Annotated in this window: 1 protein-coding gene; it reads right to left on the bottom strand. The window is 65.0% G+C overall.

Annotated features, from left to right (window positions below):
* Window positions 1–1,021: NAD(P)/FAD-dependent oxidoreductase (locus tag A6V37_RS01070; protein WP_157447841.1), on the bottom strand; the 1,021-nt coding region annotated here is incomplete at both ends.

Here is a 1,021-nt window from a genome sequence, read left to right as displayed (position 1 = left end):
CCAGCATGCCGGTCTTGATCGCCGCATGCGAGCCCTTGATGCGCGAGGCGTTCAGGAAGCCCGCGTCATCGCCTACCAGCGCGCCGCCCGGGAACGTGAGCTTCGGCAGCGACATCAGGCCGCCCGCGGTAATCGCCCGCGCGCCGTACGACACGCGCTTGCCGCCTTCCAGAATCGCGCGGATCGCCGGATGCGTCTTGTAGCGCTGGAATTCCTCGAACGGCGACAGGTACGGGTTCGTGTAGCCCAAGCCGACCACGAAGCCCACCACCACCTGGTTGTTGTCCATGTGATAGAGGAACGAGCCGCCGTAGGTGTCGTTCTCCAGCGGCCAGCCGGCGGTGTGCATCACCAGACCGGGCTTGTGCTTCGCTGGGTCGATCTCCCACAGCTCCTTGATGCCGATGCCGTAGACCTGCGGATCGACGCCCTCGCGCAGCCGAAACTTATCGTTCAGTTGACGGCCGAGGTGACCGCGCGCACCCTCGCAGAAGAGCGTGTATTTCGCGTGCAGTTCCATGCCGAGCTGGAAGTTCTCGGTGGGTTCGCCGTCCTTGCCGATGCCTAGGTTGCCGGTCGCCACGCCTTTGACCGAGCCGTCGTCGTTGTAGAGGATTTCCGCGGCCGGAAAGCCCGGGAAAATCTCGACGCCCAGCGCCTCGGCTTGCTGGCCCAGCCAGCGCGTGACGTTCGCGAGGCTGATCACGTAGTTGCCGTGGTTCTTGAAGTTGTCCGGCAGCGCCCAGGTCGGCACGCTTTTCGAGCCGGTTTCGGTCAGGAACAGGAATTTGTCTTCGGTCACGTCCACCGTGAGCGGCGCGCCCTTTTCCTTCCAGTCCGGAATCAGCTCGGTGATGGCGCGCGGGTCCATCACCGCGCCCGAGAGGATATGTGCCCCGATCTCCGAGCCCTTTTCCAGTACGCAGACGCCGATCTCGGCGCCTTTTTCCGCCGCCAGCTGTTTCAGGCGGATCGCCGCGGACAGCCCGGCCGGGCCGCCACCGACGATCCCCACGTCGTT

It is taken from the genome of Paraburkholderia ginsengiterrae (assembly GCF_001645125.1).
GTDB classification, from domain to species: Bacteria; Pseudomonadota; Gammaproteobacteria; order Burkholderiales; family Burkholderiaceae; genus Paraburkholderia; species Paraburkholderia ginsengiterrae.
The sequence above is the reverse complement of the archived record's forward strand: the minus strand, read 5'-3'. Positions and strand labels throughout refer to the sequence as shown.